The sequence below is a fragment of the Mycobacterium sp. genome (assembly GCF_052144515.1).
GTDB lineage: Bacteria > Actinomycetota > Actinomycetes > Mycobacteriales > Mycobacteriaceae > Mycobacterium.
In genome coordinates, this window is record NZ_JBKQQD010000558.1 from 1 (window position 1) to 19304 (window position 19304).

The window sequence follows — 19304 nt, forward strand, 5'->3', positions numbered from 1 at the left end:
CGCTGCGCGGCATCTACCGCGAACAACCCACCATCATCGAGATCATCAGGCACACCCCATCATCGCGTGTACCCGGCAATCAGCCGTGCACCCCGATCGGTGTGTTACTGACCCACGCTCCTAGGTCGGTTCATGATCAGTCACCGGCCGTTAGCTACCTCCAACAGTCAGCTTTGCTTCTCGAGGAAGCCTCGCACCTCGGATAGAAACCGGTCACGGGCCTCAAGCTGAGCCCAGTGCCCGCAGTCGGGCACCATCACCAGGTGCGCGTCGGGCATGAGTTCACCCGCCCTTCGCGAGCCCTCCGGGGCGACGATCGGGTCGTCTTCACCGTGGAAGAACAAAGCGGGCAGTGATCCGGCCCACGACCGGCAACAGGTTGTTGCGCATCGAGAATGGGCCCAGCGACGCCTGGTTGTACCGCGCATACGCTAATCCCGCTCTCGGTCTCCGGGCCTCCCGCGCGAACTCGGCCAGCACCTCGCGCGGTATGGTCGCAGGATCGTTGACGACCGCTCTGATCGCGAGATCGATGCGTCGGTTGGCCAACTGCCCCAACGGAATGAGCAGCCAGTCGGGAAGTTGTGCCGCCAGCCACGCTGATAACTGCAGAAACCGGTTGCGGAAAACCGGGGTGAGGCCACCCGGTGCGATGAGAACCAGCGCCACCACCAGATCCGGATGTCGCAGAGCGAGATTGAGCGCAACGTCGCCCCCCATCGACACACCGACGACGCTGCACGGGGTGATACCCAGACGGTTGGCGGCCCGGGCGACGAAGTCGGCAATTTCGGACGCGCCGCCGACGGGCTGGATTCCTTGGGTCCTGCCGAAACCAGGCAGGTCAATGGCGATCACCTCACGCTCAGTGCCCCACGGTTCGAAGACCTCGTACCAAGAAATCGCCGCGTTGTCGGTGCCACCGCCGTGTAGGAGTAGCAAAGGTCGGCGCTGCGAGTCTGCTGGGGTCGCGGTCGAGCGCAGCACACGCACCCGCCCGCCGTCCATATCGAGGTAGCTTTGCGTGCTCCCAGCGGGCATCAGACCCACTCCAAACCCTCCTGATCGTGTGCCAACGAGGCTGCGAACGACAATCAAGCCCACTCGACGCTACTACCCGCTAATTTGGCTTACGGACGCCAACTGCGAGGGCTTGACCGTAACCGACAATCGCCAACGTCCTCGTGTGATTACACAAGGAAGGTCCTCGTGGCCAGGACGGACATCGCGGCACTGCTCGCGATAGCAGCTGCCCTCATGGTCGGCATCGGAGACGTCCTTCAACAGCGATCCGCCCAACAAGTCACAGACCAACCGGTCGGCACCTTGGCACTGTTCGGTCGGCTGCTGCGCGATCGCCGGTGGTGGGCGGGCAGCCTGGTGGCCGGGGCCGGGTTCGGGCTACAGGCCGCAGCGCTCGGTCTCGGTTCGGTGGTGCTCGTGCAGGCGCTATTGGTGACCTCGTTACTGTTCGCGCTGCTCATCAACGCGAGTACAAGCCACCGCAGAATCACTCGCGGGCAAGGGATTTGGGCTGTACTCCTCACGGCTGCGGTCGCGGTGGTGGTCACCGTCGGCGATCCCCAGGAAGGAACCCCACGCGGGTCGCTTCAGGCTTGGGCGGTCGTGGCCGCAGTCATGGGCTCGGCACTGATCCTGTGTCTGATTGGTGCTCGCACCTTCTCGAGTTCGATCAAGGCACTGTTGCTGGGGTTGATGTCCGGTTCGCTGTGGGGCTTGTTCTCGGTGTTGACCAAGGGCGTGGTCGATCAGCTCGACCATGGCATCCCTGCATTGCTGCACACGCCTGAGCTCTACGTGTGGGTGGTGCTGGCGATCGCCGCCACAGCCTGGGAGCAGTCGGCGTTTCGGGCCGGCCCCCTGACCGCGTCGCTGCCGGCGGTCACGATTTCCGAGCCCATCGTTGGGTCGGTCCTCGGTATCGCCGTGTTGGGCGAGACGCTCAACACCAACACCGTCGGCTGGGTCGCGGTCAGCGTGTCGGTCGCGGTGATGGCAGCGGCGACGGTGGCTCTTGCTCACAGCCAGGCCACTGCGACCTCCGGCGATCGAACGTCGTAAAGCGAAGAGTAATTCGCCTTCCGGGCCGCTGAGTCGAGGCAATTCGGCGGATCATCCACGAAACGGTCTTACGCTCGACGCAAGAAACGTGAACACTCTGTGTATTCGTGATCGAAGGAGCGGAATATGCAAGGAGACCTAACGGTGGTTCGGCACCGAAGCGGAGTGCTGGTGTCCACGCTGCCACAGGCTTTTCAGGAGACCGCAGCCTTACAACCGGATGCGGTGGCCATCCGGACGGTCGGCGACAAAGTGGTCATCACGTGGCGCCAGTACGCCGATCGCGTGCGGAAGATCGCCACCGGGCTGTCCGCGCTTGGGGTCGAACGCGGCCACACGGTCGGACTCATGCTGCGCAACCGCCCCGAGTTCCATTTGACGGATACCGCCGTCATGCACCTCGGCGCAATCCCGTTCTCGATCTACAACACCTCGGCGCCAGACCAGATCCGGTACCTTTTCAGCAACGCCGAGAACGAGATTGTATTCGCCGAAAGAGATTTCCTGCCCGCTCTCAAAGCAGCCGGAGCGGACCTTGCTCGGGTGATCGTTGTCGACGCCGATGCGGCCGATGTCGCTGGCTGCCTGACCCTCGATCACCTCGAATCTTTGCGTGCCAACGCGGATTTCGATTTCGATTCGGCGTGGCGAGCCGTACAGCCAGACGATGTCGCGACGCTCATCTACACCTCGGGAACCACCGGGCCGCCCAAGGGCGTCGAGCTTACGCACGCCAATCTGATAGCGGCATTCTCGGCAATCGTCGATCTCCTTGGCATGCAACCGAGTGACCGGATCACCTCATACCTGCCGCACGCCCACATCGCCGACCGGGTGTCCTCGCACTACGCCAACATGGTCCTGGGCGTAGAGGTGACCGACGTCGCCGACCCCAGGGCGATCGCCGCGGCGCTGCCCGATGTTCGCCCCACGACGTGGCTCGGGGTGCCGCGAGTGTGGAACAAGATCAAAGCCGGCATCGAAACGAAGCTGGACACCGAGGCAACCGGAATCAAGCGGCGGTTGGCGCTGTGGGCAATAGACACCGGCATCCAGGCCGCCCGCCTGACACTAGCCGGCAAGTCTGTGCCGCCGTCACTTGCCGTCCGCCGCAGCCTCGCCGACCGCCTCGTGCTGGCAAAGTTGCGCCACACGCTGGGCCTCGACCAGCTGCGCTGGGGAGTGATCGGCGCCGCCCCGAGTCCGGTCGAGACGATCGAATTCGCTTGGGGACTAGGCATTCCCGTCTACGAGGTGTGGGGATTGTCGGAGAGTGTGGGCTGTGGGACCTCCAGCCGGCCCGGCGCGAGCAAGGCGGGTTCGGTCGGGCAGGCGCTTTCCGGCGTCGAGATCTCAACGGGCAGCGACGACGAATTGCTGATACGGGGGCCAGTCGTGATGCGAGGCTACCGTCATCAGCCGGAAAAGACCGCCGAAGCGATCGACGCCGACGGCTGGCTGCATACCGGGGACATCGGCACCATCGACTCGCAAGGCTTCGTCACGATCGTCGACCGCAAGAAGGAGTTACTGGTCAACGAAGCCGGAAAGAATCTCTCCCCCGCCAACATCGAGATGGCCATCCAGGCCGCGTCCCCGCTGATCGACCAGGTGGTGGCCTTCGGTGACGCCAGGCCCTACGTCACGGCCCTCGTCGTCCTCGACAGTGATGCCGTCGCCGGACAGGCCGCCGCGCTCGGCATGCCCGATTCGTCGGCGGCCGCCTTCGCGCAACGTCGTGAGGCGAGAGAAATGCTGACCGCCGCTGTCCGCGAGGGAAACACCAAATTATCCCGCGTCGAGCAGATCAAACGGTTCCTCATCGTCGGCACCCCGTGGGAGCCGGGCGGAGACGAGCTCACTCCAACGATGAAACTCAAGCGCCGGCCCATCGCGGAGAAGTATGCCGCGGAGATCGACAACCTTTACGCCGACACCCCCGGGCCCGACGTCATCAACCTGTCCGACTGACCCGCGTTGGACCTGATCGGTCCTCTCAGTACGGTGGGAAGGATGAAGTATCTGGATGTCGACGGAATCGGGAAAGTCAGCCGGATCGGGCTGGGCACCTGGCAATTCGGGTCACGCGAGTGGGGCTACGGCGACCGGTACGCCTCCGGTACCGCGCGTGACATCGTCAAGCGCGCCCTCGCCTTGGGAATCACGCTGTTCGATACCGCCGAGGTATACGGACTGGGCAAAAGCGAGCGGATCCTCGGCGAAGCGCTCGGCGACGAGCGCGCCGAGGTTGCGGTGGCCAGCAAGATCATGCCGATCGCGCCGTTCCCTGTAGTGATCAAGCAGCGCGAGCGCGCCAGTGCGCGGCGGCTGCAGCTGGACCGCATCCCGCTCTATCAAATACACCAGCCCAACCCGGTGGTCCCGGATTCGGTGATCATGCCCGGAATGCGCAGCCTGCTCGACAGCGGCGACATCGGCGCGGCCGGCGTCTCGAACTATTCGCTCGCACGGTGGCAGCGGGCCGACGCTGCCCTGGGGCGTCCAGTCATCAGTAACCAGGTGGATTTCTCGCTCGCCCGCCCCGGCGCGCTCGAAGACCTCGTCCCGTTCGCCGAGCGCGAGAACCGCATCGTGATCGCGTACAGCCCACTGGCGCAGGGGCTGTTGGGTGGCAAGTACGGCCTGAACAACCGGCCGGGCGGCGTTCGCGCGGTGAACTCGTTGTTCGGCACGGAGAACCTGCGGCGCATCGAGCCACTGCTGCAGACGCTGCGCGACGTCGCCGCCGAAGCCGATGCCAAGCCGGCGCAGGTGGCGCTGGCCTGGCTGATCAGCCTGCCGGGCGTGGTTGCCATACCTGGGGCGTCCAGTGTCGAGCAGCTTGAGTTCAACGTCGCCGCAGCCGATATACAGCTGAGTGCGGGTTCGCGCGACGCGCTGACCACGGCGGCGCGCGCGTTTCGCCCGGTGTCGACGCGGCGCTTCCTCACCGATACGGTGCGCGAGCGGCTCGGGCGCAACTGACCTAGCACGACAACATCTTTAGTGCTCCGCATACGCGTTACGGGACGCTATCGCCCTCATAAGTGCGCCCGGCGAGCCGGCCAAGTTCGGCCAGATCCCGCTCAGCGTGGCTTTGCCGAATGTAGATGGACAGGTCGGCGACCCGCTGGGCGTGCCGTCCGTCCTGGCAGAGGGGACCCGGACCCAATGCCCGGCCGGTGCGGGTAATAGCCTCGTCCACTGCGTGCTCTACGATGGTGCGCGCGCGCCGGGCCAGCAGTTGAGCGATGCCGGCCCGATCGAATGGATCGGCGTCGATCTGGGCCGCCGCGGAGGCGAGCATCGCGTCGCCGGCGGCAAGCGCGGCGTCCACGGCACCGAGGTGTGCCAGGGCGTATGCGTCGGCCGATTCGCTTCCGGCGCAACGATACAACGGGTCGGCAACCCTGCGCGCCCCCCCGAGCCAGCATGCCGCCACGCCGATCGCCCCGTGCCAGAAGCCGGGTCGATTCAGGTAGTCGCCGCATTCCCCAACTGCGACAGCATGCGCATTGGTGAACTGCACTGACCGGGTATCGCTGCCGGCCATCCCCGTGTTCCACCACGTGCTCGGCAACGGTTTGACGATCGGGTCGACAACAGCCACCGCGAAAAGACCTCGGCGATCGTCCTTGAGCCGCGCAGTCACCAGCGCATTGCTGCAGAACCCAGCCCCCGAGCACCACACCTTCGTGCCGTTGAGGCTGAACACATCATCGCCCAGGTGGGCGGCAGTCAGCACCGCGTCGGACGATTCGGCCGCCCACACACCCCAAAGCTGATCCGGCTCCGGCGGCTTGCCGCCCAACTCGTCGAGTATTGCCACCGCGTCGACGTGCGCTTCGGCGATCCGCGCCGCGACGATGTCCTCCTCGGCCAACAGCCCCAGACGCCGCCAACGCTCGGCGGTGCGCCCTGATGCAGGTAGCGGCAGCTCCAGTCGTCCGGACTCAAGCCAATGCCGTACCAACCCTGCCGTCACGCGCAATCCCCCACGGTCGACCAGAAAACGCGATCGTGGTATCGCGGCACGGGGGGCTGACATAACTCATTGGTTGCCCACTTGAGCGTGTGTTCAATCCTCATCCCGTAGCGGCCGTTAGGTTGCTGGTTGCGATGGGGCGGGTATGCCCCGCGAAGATGATGACCAAAAACAACCGGTTGCCCGATGCGGCGCCGGCACCTGGTTTGCCGTTGCGGGAGGCGCTGCGCAACGCCGCATCGGCGCTCAAGGAGCACGGTCCGCGGTTCGCATTGGCCGGTAGCTACGTTGGACCGCGCCGAACAACGCGACGTCCTGGCGATCGCGATGCCGGTGCTACCGCCGACCCTTGTGCTCATCCAAAAGCTGCGTTCCCTCGGCGAGCATCACTGCGATTTCGCGTCGCTGCTACCAGCGGTGCGGGCGATCCGCGAACGGCTGGACTGGGAACTTATCAAAGCCCAGACCGCCGACAACGATTTCGCCGTCGCGTTCCTGGTGCTAGCTGGTCGGCTCGGGCTCATCGACTGAAATGCCAACATCCCAAGCTTTTTCCTCCGTTTTAGGAGGTAATGCCCCGTGACGCATGCCACGCGTTTGAGTTCGGAGAAACCGGAAACCCTTTTCCCTGCAGGCAATCCTGCTGGCTGAGCGCAATCGAGCTGCGCGAAGTCGCCATGTGAAGGAACAACCGATACGGAGGAATTCATGGCGGACAAGAGTGGCCCCCAAGAGGCCGTCGAAGGTGTCGTCGAGGGCGCTAAAGGCAAGGCGAAGGAAGTTTTCGGAGCCGTGACGGGCCGCGACAACGTCAAACGTGAGGGCGAGGCCCAACAGGACAAGGGCGAGGCGCAACGCGACGCCGCCAAGAAGGAGGCCGAGGCCGAATCCGCCCGCGGCGCCGCCCATGCGTCAGAGGAACGTCAGAAGGCCAACCAGTAGCTTGTTAGAGAGGAATGGGCCCTGTCCGAAATCGGACTGGGCCACTTCCTTTCATATCAACTAGACCCGATGGAGGCCAGCCGCGCGATCGGGGTTTCTTCGATATGCTTCACCAGGTCGTCGGCATTCTCGAAAACCATCACTGCACCGGCATTTTCGAGCTCTGCTCGCGATACTCCTCCGCTGAGTACCCCGATGCTCGTTACGTGCGCACGCGCACACGCTTCGGCGTCCCAGATCGCGTCGCCGACGAAGACAGCCCGGTCGGCGGATACTCCCCCACGCTGCAATGCGACCTGGATGATGTCGGGCTTCGGCTTCGCGGTATCCACGTCGGCCGCCGAGGTGACCTCGGCGAGCAGGTCGTCACAGTCGAGGACCTTGCGCAATAGCGCCAATTCAGTCTCCCGGGGGCCTTAAAGGGTCGGAGTAGCCAGTACCACCTTGAGGCCAACATCCGCCACACGCTGCAGCAGCGTGCGCGTGCCCGGAAGCGGACGCAGCAACGACGCCATCTCCGCATAGAACTGAGAGTGCAAGTCCTTCAGCGATTTTTGCGTTTCACCGGGTGCGTCGTCGGAGAGCGATCGCACCAGAGTCGACCCGTCCATGCCTATCGAGCGGTGGATCCGCCACGTTTCGACCTCGATGCCCACCTCAGCGAACGCGCGCTGCCACGCGTGGATATGCAGGTAGTTCGAATGACCAGGGTGCCGTCGACGTCGAACAAGACGGCCGACGCATGTGAGCTAATTTCCTTGTCGGGCATCGCAATTAGATCCTTTCGCCCAGCCTAAAGGAAACCGCGTCGATGGGTCGCGGTAAAGAACGACGCGACGATGGTCAAGACGGCTATCGCCGGGGGCGCCGTACAGAAGCACGCCATACACCAGACCGTGCGGCCCCAACGCGGGACATTGGGTGCCGCTACATGCGGCGGTACTCACCGCCGCGCCGACGTCGAAGATCATCACGAGCGCCGCCGCGGGCACCGTCAGCAACGCCAATGCCCAGTTGACCCAAACCCGAGGCCGTCGACGACCTCCGTCCTCGTCCGCAGGCGGTTGCGTCCCGGTGTCGGGGGTCAACTCGGCTGTCTCATGGTGCTGCAGGCCGTCGACTACCCGTGCTGGGTCGGCATAAAACCCTGGTGATGGCCGCTAGCGCGACGTGTCATCTTTGCCGGGGACGCAGACGAATGCCTCCGGTATCGTCGAAGTGCGCCCATCGCCCGTCATCGTTGACCTCTATGCGCCAACCCAGCTCGGCGTTGTCGATGGAGTCGGCAAACCACGCGTGCGCACCCTCGGCGCTATCGAAATCCCTGGTCGCGACGACTTTGCCATGCGGATCGATGACTCTGAACGCAACCATGCGAGATGATTATCCCAGCCGGTCGGTTTTCAATCGCTCTCTCGATGTTTTCGCTGCATGTGGGCCTAGACCGCCGCGCGTGCCAGCGTGGCCCCGGCGATGTTGTTCAGATGCGAGATGGCGACCTCAACCGAACTCTGTCCGGAAAGCGCCGGAACGCTCTGGTAGCTGATGTGCGGCAAGGTCGGCGGGTTGGTGCCGTAAAAGGCAACCGCGAGGTCGATCGCCTCGACGAGCGCCGCACCGCCGACGATCGGATCCGTCACCAGGGCCAGGACCTGCTGCGCCAGGCTTCCCCGACCCGTGAGCCCGGCGATCAACGCCACCATCGCGTTGATATGGATGCCGAGTTGGATCGCCGCCCTGTAAACAGCGGTGATGTCCGCGCCCGCCGTGTCATTCGGCGTTGTGGTGTAAAAGTCGCCGGGATTGGCGAAATCCCACCACGTGTCAACGTCGTTGGCGTCCTTCGGGATCTGCGCGTCCGTCAGGTTCGTGCCGGCGATACCGCGGCCACCGGGGTCGGTGCCGCCGGGAAACGTGTGGCCGGTCAGCCGCCACGGGTTTCCGAAGGTGTAGCCGCCGATCAGGTTTGGCCGCGCCGACTGCAATGACCCGGTCATGATCTCGGCGAGAATGCGCGATGCGGCCTCGGCGCCCTGGCTGTAGCCCCCGAGCGCGAATGTCTGTTGCGGGTTGGCGGTGATCCAGGCCGTCGCGTTGGTGACGGCGGTCTCGACGGATTGGGCGTAGCTCGGCGAAGTCGGCGCGCCGGGCGGTATCGGCCCGAACGACCATGGCGCGTCGATGGGTACCTCAAAGACAAGATCGGGATCGGCGGCATTAACCACATCGGACGGGTAGCCGGTCCCGGGAGCGGCCCATGAGCCGGCGAAGGTGAGCACGGCGTGGCGCACCAGCGTCACACCGGAGCTGTCAGCGGCGATATCGCCGAAAGTCGTCATTTCGCCGTTGTGGGCAGGTCGTTGGCTTTACGCCACTGAATAGCGAATTCCATCAGCTCGATCAGCACGTCACCGCTGTCGCGGGTGATTCCGTCGCTGAACGTGTGCACCCACGCGATCTGTTCGGCAACCGTGACCTGCCGTTCGAAAGCGTCATAAGTGCCCTGATATGCCTGCCCTTTATGGGTGGAGTTCCACGGACCCCGGGTCAAGTCGTCCACGATGTCGCCGATGTTGCGGGGATGGCGCGCGAGCACTTGACGCCAGGCTTCGGGCGCGCCGTTGATTGCGATGCCGGAGATGTCAGCCTGCAGGGATTCTGGGTCTGTCACAGCAATTCCTTTCAGTCACAACGTTTCCTCTTCCACCGCACGCTTGACGTGTACGACCAAGCGTAGGCGCAGCCCACCAATTGGCACGGATCCGCCCCGGACCATAGGCGGCGCGCGTCGGTGTGTGTCATCGTGGTCGACGGATGGTTGGACGTGCCGACCTCGAATGGAATGCACATTGAATCTGTTCACGATGCTGGACCAGGCCGCCGCGCGCTTCCCTGAGCGCGGCGCCCTGTACCACGGCGAGCGCCGGCTGTGCACGTGGCTCGAGTTGCGTGAACGCGCGCTGCGCATCGCCACGGCCATCCGTGGGCAGCACACTCCGGGGGCACGAATCGCCATCGTCAGCGAGAACTGTCCCGAAATCGTCGAGTTGATGTTCGCGGTCTGGGCAGCCGAGTGCGTCCTCGTCCCGATCAATTACAAGCTTCATCCCAGGGAGATGGTGCAGATCCTTGACGACGCGGGGGTTTCGCAGGTCTTCGCCTCGGAGAAGATTGCCCCCGGCTTGGCTTCCCTGACCGGTGTTGCGATCGAAACCCTGGACGCCGAAGGCCTTTCACGCTGGCGTGCGGCACCGCCTTCCGTCCCACCGTGCACCGATGCGTCGACATTGGCCTGGCTGTTCTACACCAGCGGGACGACGGGGCGCTCGAAAGGCGCGATGCTAAGCCACCGCAGCCTAACCGCGATGACGGTCGCTCATCTCGCCGACATTGACAACCCGGGGGACAACCCGGACGAGGAATGCAGCCTGATCCACGGCGCCCCCATGTCCCACGGTTCCGGGCTCTACGTGCTGCCCTACGTCCTGCGCGGTGCCCGGCAGGTAGTGCCCGCATCCGGTGCGTTCGATCCCGACGAGTTCCTTGATCTGTGCGAACACCACCCGGGCTCGAGCGCATTCCTTGCGCCGACCATGGTGCAGCGGCTTGTCGAGACGGGCCGGGGCCGCCCGGGCAATCTGCGCGCGATCGTCTACGGCGGCGGCCCGATGTACGTAGAGAGTCTGAAGAAGGCAATGGCGGCATTCGGTCCGGTGTTCGCCCAGATTTATGGCCAGGGTGAGTCGCCGATGACGATCACCGGTCTTCGCCGTGCCGATCACCAAGCCGACCAGAAAGTCGCCGACGACGCGGTATTAGGCTCTGTCGGCTACGCGCGGTCCGGCATGGAGGTCGCGGTACTGCGCGCCGACGGAACACCGGCCGCTGTCGATGAAGTCGGTGAAATCGTTTGCCGCGGTGACGCTCTCATGTCGGGATATTGGAACAACCCGACTGCCACCCGCGATACGCTCAAGGGCGGCTGGATGTACACCGGCGACATGGGATCGTTCGACGCACGCGGCTACCTCACCCTGCGCGATCGCTCCAAAGACGTCGTGATCAGCGGTGGCAGCAACATCTACCCGCGCGAGGTGGAGGAAGTGCTTCTGGAGCACCCGGGCGTATCGGAGGCCTGCGTGGTCGGCGCACCCGACGCCGAATGGGGCGAGGTGGTGGTGGCCTTCATCGTCGGCTCAGCCGAAGCCGGCGAACTGGACGCGCATATGCTGCAACGCATCGCGCGGTTCAAGCGGCCCAAACGCTACCTGTTCGTCGACGAACTGCCGAAGAACAGCTACGGCAAGGTGCTCAAACGCGAACTCCGGAATCGGTGTCTTCCTGTTCCCGATTGACCCCGATGAAAGTCAGCATTCCAGCAGCTCTTTGAGCTCGTCCGGGAACGCGTCCGCGATGCCCCACAGTTCGGGCAGCAGCTCGGGACAGGCGATGATGCCGATGCCCAGTTCCCCATTGAGCGACATCACCGTGATGTTGAGCCCAGCGCCGCCGAGGAGCGGACCGAGGGGATACATCGCCTCCATCCGGCAACCCAGGAAGTACAACTGACCCTGCGGGCCGGGCACGTTCGACAAGATCAGGTTGAAGACAGGGCTGAAGCTGACCAGAATGCGCGGCAGGATTCGCATGGCCGCGCCAAACATCGTCGGGCCGCCGAATTCGGTCCAGTCGTGCAGCAGGGTCGGGCCCATGGCCGCGGTGTGGTCCTTTGCGGCAGTGTTTCCGGCGGCAATGGTGCGGATACGCTCGGCGGGATCGCTGATTTGGCTTTCCAACCGGCAAAACATCAAGGAAGTGTGGTTGCGGCCGGGGCGGTCAGTCTGCGCGTGCACCGAGACGGGCACGGTGGCCACCAGCGGGGTCTCGGGCAGCTCGCCGCGCTCGAGCAGGAACCGCCGCAACACCCCTGCGCACAACGCCACCACCACGTCGTTGACCGTCACGCCGAATCGGTTCTTCACCCTCTTGACGTCCCGCATGTCGAGCTGGGTGTAGGCGATGTTGCGGTGCTTGCTCAGGGAGCCGTTGAACGGCGTCGGTGGCGCCGAGAACGGTGCCGCCATCGTTCGGCCCTCGCGGGCGCGCACCAGCGTTTGCGCCAGTGTCACCATCGTCGCCGGCAACACCGTCGCCAACCGCGGCGGCCGCTTCGCGAACCCCACCAGCCCGCTCACCGCGATCTGCAACGGGTGGGCGCCGCCCGCGCCGGCGACGGGCTGCGGTGGCGGGGAGTCCGGCTGCCCGCTGCACAACTGAGCCAGCAGGTTCGCCCCGGCCACGCCGTCGACCACGGCGTGGTGCACCTTGAGCATCACCGTCACCGCATCCTCGCGGGCGCCGCCCTCGATCACCCACATTTCCCACAGCGGGCGGTCGCGGTCCAGCGGCAGCCCGGCGATATAGCCACAGATCTCGGCCAGCTCGCGCCGTCCTCCCGGCGGCGGCACACCGATGCAGCGTACATGGTGCCGCGGGTGGGAATTTTCGTCGTCGACCCACACCGGATGATCCAGGTTCAGCTGGTTGTCGGCCAGCTTCATCCGGAATTCGGGCACCGCGCTCACGCGGTTGACCACTGCGGTGCGAAACCGGCTGTACGAGTAGCCCCCCGGCATCGTCGAGGTATCCAACTCGAGAACGCAGCACACATTCAGCGGCTGTGTCGGTGTCTCCAGGTAAAGAAAGAATGCGTCGAGTCCACTAAGTCGCTCCATAGCCGCCTACTTAGTTGCTTGAAAAACGGACCGGCCCCCACCACGCCGTAAGCACCGAGGTGCCGCACGCGTACCCGCGGAGGCGGCCCGCTAAACTCTCGTCGGAAAAGTCGCCGCGCGCCGGTCGCCGCGGATCGCTAACATCGGACATCGTGAGCGTTTTATCGGGCCGTCGATTTCCCGCGGTCATCGCCGCAGCGCTGTTGGCCGCAGCGCTGCTGACCGCCCCAGTCATGATTCCCGCAGGCAACCCCGGTGCGGTTGCACCCGCCGCCGCGGCCTGCCCCGATGCCGAGGTGGTGTTCGCCCGTGGGCGCTTGGAATCGCCCGGGCCCGGCGCAGTCGGCAGCGCGTTTATCAGCGCGCTGCGCTCGAAGGTTTCCGGCAAGTACGTCAGCAGCTACGCGGTGAAATACCCCGCCGACACTGAGATAGATCAGGGCGCCAACGACATCAGCCAGCACGTCCAGAACACGATTAACAATTGCCCGAACACCCGCGTGGTGCTGGGCGGCTACTCACTCGGAGCGGCAGCCACCGACGTGGTGCTCGCCGTTCCCACCCAAATGTGGGGCTTCACCAATCCCCTACCGCCGGGCACCGATCAGCACATCGCCGCGGTCGCGCTGTTCGGCAACGGAACTCAATGGGTCGGTCCCATCACGAGCTTCAACCCGGCCTACAACGACAGAACCATCGACTTGTGTCACGGCGCCGACCCCATCTGCAACCCCGCTGACCCGCACACCTGGCAAGCGAACTGGCCAGAGCATCAAGCCAGCGCGTACATCTCCTCGGGCATGGTCAACCAGGCGGCTGATTTCGTCGCCGGAAAGCTGCAGTAGTCACTCAGCAGTGACTGCCAGTACGGCTCGGGCAAGCTCAGGCCGGCAGACCAGAACGTCCGGCAGCTTCGGATCCGGCTGGTTGTAGGTCAACGCGGACCCGTCAATGCGGGAGGTGTGCAAACCGGCGGATCGGGCGACCGCCACCGGAGCGGCCGAATCCCATTCGAATTGGCCCCCGGCATGTACGTAGACATCGGAGAGACCTTGTACGATCGACGCCACTTTGGCGCCGGCGGAACCCATTTCCACCAGCGTGCCGTCCAATGCGTCACGAACGGCCAGCGCGATAGCGGGCGGCCGGGTGCGTGAGACCACGATGCGCGGCTTGTCCGGCGCGCCGGGCGGAGGATCGACTTCGGGTGTCGCCAGCGTGATTCCCTGAGCTGGCAACGCCACAGCCCCGACAATGAGTTCACCAGCCTGCCAGAGCGCGACGTGCACTGCCCAGTCATCGCGCTCAAGCTCGGAGAATTCGCGCGTGCCGTCGAGGGGATCGACAATCCAAACCCGCTGCGAGCGCAACCGCACCGGATCGTCGGCGCCCTCCTCGGACAGCACCGCGTCGTCGGGCCGCTCGTTGGCGAGCGCAGCCATCAGGAAGTCATGGGATCGCTTGTCCCCCGCCGCTTTCCGCTCGCTCGCCTCAGCGTCGGCGAATTCCTTCCGGACATCAAGCAGCAAGTGGCCAGCCTCGGTGGCCAACCGCGCGGCCAATGCATGATCATTCATCGGTGGCTCCCGACACGCCCATCGCCCTTCTATGAATAGTTGGTAGCTTTAACCAAATTTGGCCCAATTTACCGCGCCACGACACTGCCGGCAGTTCGGGCCCCATCTGCGATCCACGCCATAACCTGTAAAGGTGTTGAACGTGAGCGGCGACGGGGGTGTCCGGTCATCGAGTCGGTACCGGTACCGACCACAGCTGCCCCACGTCGCGACTGGTGTTGTCCTTGCTGTTCTACTGATCAGCGCGTTCAGCTTCGTCGGAGTGAAGCACACACAGCGCAAAGAAGGCACACCGGCGCAGCCCACCGCACAACCGTCGTTGTCAACCAAGGCGGCCGCACCGGCGAACAGTTTCGCCATTCCGGGCTGCTATAACCGATCGGTCCAACCGGCCGCCCGCCCAACGAAGCTCAATATTCTGGGCTGCGCCAGCGTAGCCGTTGCGCTGCAAGACATGTCGTGGAATTCCTGGGGACCGCGGGGCGCCGACGGGAACGGCACTGCCGTTTTCAAGGTCTGCGAGCCGAATTGCGCGCTGGGCTATCAACTCACCGACCAGGTCGCTGTGCATGCCTGGAATCCCCAGCCGCCGCGAACTGACTCCGGCTGTCCCGTCGGTCTCTATGTTTTTGCTGACATGATCTTGGCCTTCCCCAAGGCCGTCCCCCCTGCTGACGTTCAGAAAATCACCACCCAGTACAACGGAATGCCGGCAGTGCACTATGTCAACTATTCCGTCGACGGCCATAGCGATGCCGAATTCATCGGCTTCACCTGGTGTTCGTGAGTAACCCCGACGGCACCCGTGTTTGGGGTATGCGGTAGGGCTTCGTGGCGGCCCAATAGGATCCCAGGATGTCTGAAGCGCCTGAAGCGCCCGAAACGTTCGTGACCTCCGGGCCCGGGGGCGTTCGCATCGTTTCCGATCGCCAGGGCGATCCCGGAGCGCGGGCGGTGGTGTTCCTGCACGGCGGCGGGCAGACCCGCCGTTCGTGGGGCCGCGCCGCTGCAGCGGTGGCCGGGCGTGGGTGGCAAGCGATCACCGTCGACTTCCGCGGCCATGGAGAATCGGACTGGTCGGACGAGGGCGACTACCGCGTCGTCAGCTTCGCCGGAGACGTCCAAGAAGTATTGCGCCAGCTGCCGCCGCGCCCGGTGCTGGTGGGCGCCTCCCTGGGTGGTTTCACCTCGATGCTTCTCGCGGGCGAGATCTCGCCGGGCATCGCGAGCGCGGTGGTTTTGGTGGACATCGTGCCCGATATGGACCCGTCCGGGGCGAACCGAATCCACACATTCATGGCTGACCGCATGGCATCTGGGTTCGAATCCCTCGACGAGGTCGCTGACGCGATCGCCGAATACAACCCGCATCGGCCCCGCCCAACCGATCTCGATGGCCTGCGGACCAACCTGCGCCGCCGCGGTGATCGCTGGTACTGGCACTGGGACCCGAAATTCATCAGCGGCACTTCGCCTTTCCCCCCGACCGAGGTGACCGACACCGATCGCATGCACGCTGCCGTCGACGCGATCCTGCGCCACGGCGTGCCCATGCTTTTGGTGCGAGGCCAGGTGAGCGACCTCGTCAGTCAGGAGCGGGCGGACGAATTCCTTTCCCGCTTCCCCACGGTGGAGTTCGTCGATGTTCACGGCGCGGGCCACATGATCGCCGGCGACCGCAACGACCTTTTCGCGCAAGCTGTCTTGGACTTCCTCACCCGGCACGCCAATACCGACTGACGGTTAACGCGGAATCTGGGGTGCGCCGCGGCCCATTAATCTTCACAGTCGCTGTGAGCCGGGCAAAACCCCCTCGAACCCTCGGCAACTGGAGCGACAGACGGGGCACGTGGGGCAACTCCAAGAATGCTCCAAGAATGCTTTGAGGCCTCCGCGAAAGCGTGTAGCTACTGGCCGCGACCAGGGCATCAGCAGCAACGCACGACCCGCCACATGCGGCCATCTCCATAACAAGAGGACACCGAGATGACCGACACCGCCCACTACCCGGCGCCCATGATCCGCCACGCGCTCGCGGAGCTGACCCCGTTGCTCGACGCCCTGGCCCCAGTAGCCGTGCGTGGCGAGATGCCGGGTCCCGAGCTACTGGCCCGCGTCGCGCAGGCCCGGCCGCTGCTATCCGGCGTGGCAGAACTCCCCAATGACGGCGAGCCGTACTCGCGTGCGGTTCTGCGTGTCGACGACAACGTCGAGATCATGCTCGCCCGCTGGCGCCCAGGCCACCGCTGTGCGCCGCATGACCACGGCGGCTCAGGCGGCATCGTGATCCCGGTCGAGGGCACCTTCCACGAGCGGCGGTTTGGTTGGGACGGCGCGCAGCTGGCCGTCACCGAGACGGCCACCCAGAGCCCCGATGCACCGATTCGCATCACGCGCGAGGTGATCCACGACATGGCGGCCGAAGCGGACGGGCTGAGCCTGCACCTCTACAGCCCGCCACCACCCAGCATGCGGGTGTTCGACCTGCAGCGGGCCGAGGTGCTGGAGCTGGTGGGCAACTACGGCGCCTGGATTCCGCAAGGCGACCACCCTCGCGTGCCCTTCGCCCAAATTGCCCCTAAACACCAAGCAATTCCGATGATTTGGGTGGCGCACACCACCCACTACCGCGGCGGGTCGGCCGAGTTCGCAGTCGCAGCGGACACCATGGCTCGCGAGCTGGCCGTCGCGCATCCCGACGCCGAGGTGGTCGTCTCGGCCCTGCACCACAACGCCGACTTCATCGCCGAGTTGGCCGGGTTCGCCGACTCGGGCCGACTGCTCAGCCAACTGCATCTGATCAGCCATGCGGGGATGTACGGGCCGATGTTCGGTTCGACCGATTGGCCCGAGCAATTCTCTCCGCACGAATGGCGGGAAATGGCAATCCCGTTCGCCGCCGACGCGCGAGCGTATTTTCACGCCTGCCGGACGGCGCGCTGGTTCGCGCCCTTCTTCGCCGACGTGTTCGGGGTTCTCGCGTTCGGCAACTACAACTACACCACCGTGTCCACTCGCAAAGACCGGTTCGCGTGGGCGGGCCGTCATCCGACGACCCGCCCAAGTCTCTACATGATCGCCGCGCCCGGGAAGAAATCCCACGGTCTCGGCGGCAGCGTCCGCAAGTATGTTGGGCGCGCGGCGGAGCCAATGGTGCAATGCGCTCCTGCGGCGGCGCATACGGAGCGATCCTATGATCGGGTGGCCGAGCTCTACGACCGCGCCTACACGGACATCCGCGTCCGCGCCGACGAATGGCAGTGGGTCGCCGAGCGGGCCGCGCGTGCCCGCGCCGCGATTGGACGGCCGTTGCGGGTGCTGGAAATCGGTTGCGGCAACGGCGCTTTGCTGCGCGCGCTTGACGACAACGGGGGTCATCGACTTCGGCATCGGGGCAGACAGCTCAGCCGGAATGCTCGCTCGGGCAAGGGAACGCAACCGCGACCGCGCCCGGCTGCGGTTCCTGAAAGTCAACGGGCCGGCGCTGGATGTCCCCGATGACCACGTCGATGTGGTGATCTCGTTTCTGTCCTTCCGGTACCTGGACTGGGATCCGGTCATGGCCGAGATCCGGCGAGTGCTCGCCCCGGGCGGACGACTGTGGGTCGTCGACATGGTCGAGCACCCGGTACGCATGCGCGAGTTCGGCGTGCTTGCCCAGTCGGCCTTCGCGCACCTGTGGTCGCGGCGGAGCCACCCGCAGTTCGCCAAAGACTTGGCCGCGTTGACCAGCCAGCCGGACTGGCTGGAGATGCTGCGGCACAATCCAATCCGGGCCGAGCACGAGTACAGCTGGTACTTCGAAAGCCGCTTCCCCGGCAGAGGCCCGAAGACCCTGAAGACATTGACAACGACCATGGCTGCACGCGTGGTGGCTTTCGACTCGGGGCCCCTTCCCAAAGGCCGCACCGCCCCACTCTCCTACCCCTGATGCGCATGAACACGAACCCTTGCCTAGGGGTCGTCGACTGGGGCATCGGCGGCCTCGGCCTGGTACAGGCCCTCGACCAAGCCGCACCCGGGCTGCCCGTGCTGTATTGGTCGGACGCCGGCGCCACCCCCTACGGCCGGATGCGAGTCGACGAGCTGGCCGGCCGCCTCACCGCGGTGGTCGACGCACTCGCCGAACGCGGCGCCACCGAGGTGGTTCTGGCGTGCAACGCGGCCAGCACTGTGGTGGGAAGGCTTGGTGCGGCGGCGATCCCGGTCGAGGGCATCATCGAGTACGGGTTGGCCTCCGTCCCCGAAGAGCTGACCGGACAGGTTGGCGTGGTGGGCGGGCGGCGTACCATCGCGGCGGGTCACTACCGGCGCGGGCTGGCCAGACGAGGGCGAGTGGTGTTGTCGCGGGTGGCACAGCCGCTGTCCGCACACATCGAGGCCGGTCATACCGGCTCCCCAGAGTTCCGAAGCGACCTGGCCAAGATTCTCGCGCCGCTGCGGCGCGTCGACGCGCTGGTGCTGGCCTGTACCCACTACCCGGCCGCGCGCCGCTGGTTCGCGGCCGCACTCCCGCACGCCCAATTGATCGACCCGGCCGAGCGACTGGCCGTGGCTATCGCCGAGCGGTATCCGCACACCCGTGGCAGCGCCGAACTCGGTACGCGGAGGTTCTTCACCACCGGCGATCCGAAGTCGATGCGGCGAGGTGCGGCTCGCGCGTGGGGAACAACGTTGACCGCCAAGGTCGTCCGGCCATGACGCAGGCGACCTATTACACCCGCTTCCCGCGCAGGCCAAGCATCCGTCAGGACAAGTGGGAAACCGCCGCCTTGGCCCTGGGTGCACTCGCGGTTGTCACGAGCTGGCACATCATCGGGATTGGCTTGGGCACTGCGGCGGTTGCGGCCGGCGTTGTCGCGCGCTCCCACGCGACACCTGGAGCGAGAAAACGTCCGACGGCCGCGGTCAGTATCGGCCTCGGGACGGTGTCGATCGTTGTGGGGGTAATGGTCTTAGGCACGATGCGCTGACGGGACCTTG

At 65.2% G+C, this 19304-nt stretch carries 20 protein-coding genes and 2 pseudogenes; 13 read left to right on the forward strand and 9 right to left on the reverse strand.

Annotated features, from left to right (window positions below; all coding sequences use genetic code 11):
* Window positions 1-167 precede the first annotated feature (167 nt).
* Both ACLP9N_RS37970 and ACLP9N_RS37975 read right to left on the reverse strand, forming a co-directional pair.
* Complete coding sequence (locus ACLP9N_RS37970) at window positions 168-428, reverse strand: alpha/beta fold hydrolase (protein WP_442412219.1); 261 nt, start codon at window positions 426-428, stop codon at window positions 168-170.
* Window positions 328-1041 (reverse strand): alpha/beta fold hydrolase, encoded by a 714-nt coding sequence (locus ACLP9N_RS37975; protein ID WP_442412220.1) that lies wholly within the window; start codon window positions 1039-1041, stop codon window positions 328-330. Before ACLP9N_RS37975 ends, ACLP9N_RS37970 begins: the two co-directional genes overlap by 101 nt.
* Before the next feature lie 168 nt (window positions 1042-1209).
* On the opposite strand from ACLP9N_RS37975, the gene ACLP9N_RS37980 reads away from it, so the two are divergent.
* The 3 genes from ACLP9N_RS37980 to ACLP9N_RS37990 all read left to right on the forward strand — a co-directional run bounded on the left by ACLP9N_RS37980 (window position 1210) and on the right by ACLP9N_RS37990 (window position 5067).
* Window positions 1210-2082, forward strand: a complete 873-nt coding sequence (locus ACLP9N_RS37980) for a DMT family transporter (RefSeq protein ID WP_442412221.1) — start codon at window positions 1210-1212, stop codon at window positions 2080-2082.
* A 126-nt stretch (window positions 2083-2208) separates the two neighbouring features.
* Entirely contained in the window at window positions 2209-4053 is a 1845-nt protein-coding gene (locus ACLP9N_RS37985) for an AMP-dependent synthetase/ligase (protein ID WP_442412222.1), read from the forward strand.
* Window positions 4054-4095: 42 nt separating this feature from the next.
* A complete protein-coding gene (locus tag ACLP9N_RS37990; RefSeq protein ID WP_442412251.1) occupies window positions 4096-5067 on the forward strand; it encodes an aldo/keto reductase in 972 nt (323 codons plus the stop codon).
* 37 nt (window positions 5068-5104) lie between these two features.
* On the opposite strand, the gene ACLP9N_RS37995 is transcribed toward ACLP9N_RS37990, so the two are convergent.
* A complete protein-coding gene (locus ACLP9N_RS37995; RefSeq protein ID WP_442412223.1) occupies window positions 5105-6067 on the reverse strand; it encodes an acyl-CoA dehydrogenase in 963 nt (320 codons plus the stop codon).
* 158 nt (window positions 6068-6225) lie between these two features.
* Between ACLP9N_RS37995 and ACLP9N_RS38000 the strand changes: the two are divergent.
* Window positions 6226-6598, forward strand: a pseudogene (locus tag ACLP9N_RS38000) (hypothetical protein).
* Window positions 6599-6775: 177 nt separating this feature from the next.
* Window positions 6776-7009: a microaggregate-binding protein 1 gene (gene mbp1, locus ACLP9N_RS38005; RefSeq protein ID WP_442412224.1), complete on the forward strand. Its 234-nt coding sequence runs from the start codon at window positions 6776-6778 to the stop codon at window positions 7007-7009.
* A gap of 56 nt (window positions 7010-7065) precedes the next feature.
* On the opposite strand, the pseudogene ACLP9N_RS38010 reads toward mbp1, so the two are convergent.
* From ACLP9N_RS38010 to ACLP9N_RS38025, 4 genes and pseudogenes are all read right to left on the reverse strand, one after another.
* Window positions 7066-7778, reverse strand: a pseudogene (locus ACLP9N_RS38010) (HAD family hydrolase).
* 404 nt (window positions 7779-8182) lie between these two features.
* Window positions 8183-8383, reverse strand: coding sequence for a hypothetical protein (locus tag ACLP9N_RS38015; protein WP_442412225.1), 201 nt, complete (start codon window positions 8381-8383; stop codon window positions 8183-8185).
* 65 nt (window positions 8384-8448) lie between these two features.
* Window positions 8449-9348: a hypothetical protein gene (locus tag ACLP9N_RS38020; RefSeq protein ID WP_442412226.1), complete on the reverse strand. Its 900-nt coding sequence runs from the start codon at window positions 9346-9348 to the stop codon at window positions 8449-8451.
* Window positions 9345-9680 (reverse strand): hypothetical protein, encoded by a 336-nt coding sequence (locus ACLP9N_RS38025; protein ID WP_442412227.1) that lies wholly within the window; start codon window positions 9678-9680, stop codon window positions 9345-9347. Before ACLP9N_RS38025 ends, ACLP9N_RS38020 begins: the two co-directional genes overlap by 4 nt.
* Before the next feature lie 166 nt (window positions 9681-9846).
* On the opposite strand from ACLP9N_RS38025, the gene ACLP9N_RS38030 reads away from it, so the two are divergent.
* Window positions 9847-11364, forward strand: coding sequence for an AMP-binding protein (locus tag ACLP9N_RS38030; RefSeq protein ID WP_442412228.1), 1518 nt, complete (start codon window positions 9847-9849; stop codon window positions 11362-11364).
* A 12-nt stretch (window positions 11365-11376) separates the two neighbouring features.
* Here ACLP9N_RS38030 and ACLP9N_RS38035 read toward each other — a convergent pair whose 3' ends face one another.
* Window positions 11377-12744: a WS/DGAT/MGAT family O-acyltransferase gene (locus tag ACLP9N_RS38035; protein ID WP_442412229.1), complete on the reverse strand. Its 1368-nt coding sequence runs from the start codon at window positions 12742-12744 to the stop codon at window positions 11377-11379.
* A 233-nt stretch (window positions 12745-12977) separates the two neighbouring features.
* On the opposite strand from ACLP9N_RS38035, the gene ACLP9N_RS38040 reads away from it, so the two are divergent.
* Window positions 12978-13589, forward strand: coding sequence for a cutinase family protein (locus ACLP9N_RS38040; RefSeq protein WP_442412252.1), 612 nt, complete (start codon window positions 12978-12980; stop codon window positions 13587-13589).
* Here ACLP9N_RS38040 and ACLP9N_RS38045 read toward each other — a convergent pair whose 3' ends face one another.
* Window positions 13590-14321: a 3'(2'),5'-bisphosphate nucleotidase CysQ gene (locus tag ACLP9N_RS38045; protein ID WP_442412230.1), complete on the reverse strand. Its 732-nt coding sequence runs from the start codon at window positions 14319-14321 to the stop codon at window positions 13590-13592.
* Between the two features lie 196 nt (window positions 14322-14517).
* On the opposite strand from ACLP9N_RS38045, the gene ACLP9N_RS38050 reads away from it, so the two are divergent.
* The 6 genes from ACLP9N_RS38050 to ACLP9N_RS38075 all read left to right on the forward strand — a co-directional run bounded on the left by ACLP9N_RS38050 (window position 14518) and on the right by ACLP9N_RS38075 (window position 19294).
* Window positions 14518-15108 (forward strand): hypothetical protein, encoded by a 591-nt coding sequence (locus ACLP9N_RS38050; RefSeq protein WP_442412253.1) that lies wholly within the window; start codon window positions 14518-14520, stop codon window positions 15106-15108.
* 68 nt (window positions 15109-15176) lie between these two features.
* Window positions 15177-16061 carry an alpha/beta fold hydrolase gene (locus ACLP9N_RS38055; protein WP_442412231.1) on the forward strand — a complete coding sequence of 295 codons (885 nt, stop codon included), beginning with the start codon at window positions 15177-15179 and terminating at the stop codon, window positions 16059-16061.
* 246 nt (window positions 16062-16307) lie between these two features.
* On the forward strand, window positions 16308-17822 hold the full coding sequence (locus ACLP9N_RS38060) for a hypothetical protein (RefSeq protein WP_442412232.1): 1515 nt from the start codon (window positions 16308-16310) through the stop codon (window positions 17820-17822).
* Window positions 17734-18252, forward strand: coding sequence for a class I SAM-dependent methyltransferase (locus ACLP9N_RS38065; protein ID WP_442412233.1), 519 nt, complete (start codon window positions 17734-17736; stop codon window positions 18250-18252). Before ACLP9N_RS38060 ends, ACLP9N_RS38065 begins: the two co-directional genes overlap by 89 nt.
* A gap of 5 nt (window positions 18253-18257) precedes the next feature.
* Window positions 18258-19022: a glutamate racemase gene (locus ACLP9N_RS38070; protein WP_442412234.1), complete on the forward strand. Its 765-nt coding sequence runs from the start codon at window positions 18258-18260 to the stop codon at window positions 19020-19022.
* Complete coding sequence (locus ACLP9N_RS38075; RefSeq protein ID WP_442412235.1) at window positions 19019-19294, forward strand: hypothetical protein; 276 nt, start codon at window positions 19019-19021, stop codon at window positions 19292-19294. Before ACLP9N_RS38070 ends, ACLP9N_RS38075 begins: the two co-directional genes overlap by 4 nt.
* Window positions 19295-19304 lie beyond the last annotated feature (10 nt).